Annotated in this window: 1 protein-coding gene; it reads right to left on the minus strand. The window is 72.2% G+C overall.

Annotated features, from left to right (window positions below; all coding sequences use genetic code 11):
- Positions 1–511, minus strand: a 511-nt coding sequence (locus tag JNK74_30430) for a hypothetical protein (GenBank protein ID MBL7650485.1), incomplete at both ends; no start/stop codon positions are given.

The raw sequence follows: 511 nt of genomic DNA on the forward strand, positions 1-511 counted from the left end.
CTCGTCGGTGAAGACGACCTTCTTTCCGTCGTTGGAGAAGACGGCGGTGTGCCAGAGCGAGAAGTTCGTGTCCGCCTTGGCGTCGACGCGCACCGGCTTCTCCGGGTTCGACACGTCCACCAGCAGCCCGTAACTCCCGCAGGCACCGGCGAGGAGCTTCGCCGCGGGATAGGCCGTCACGTCGTGGCAGTTGCGCGGCCCGGTGGGCATCTGGGCACCCGCCCCCGGCGGGCCGCCGCGTCCCGGACGACCGGTCGCCCGCGGCGCCGGGTCCAGCCCGGTGAAGCGCCCGAAGGCGGCGCTGGCAAAGCGCACGCGGTCCTGTGCGTCCAGCGCCAGCAGGCCATTGGGATTGATGGCCAGGATGGCGTCGAGTTCGTGGTTGCGCTGGTCCAGCTCGTCGCCGTGGCGGCGCACCTCGGCCAGCGCCTGCTCGATGGCGCGGGCCTGCGTGGCCAGGGTCGACGAGGCCTGGTTCAGCGACCCGACGAGCTCGCGCGTTTCGCGCGGC

The organism is Candidatus Hydrogenedentota bacterium (genome assembly GCA_016791475.1).
In the GTDB taxonomy this organism is placed as follows: domain Bacteria; phylum Hydrogenedentota; class Hydrogenedentia; order Hydrogenedentales; family JAEUWI01; genus JAEUWI01.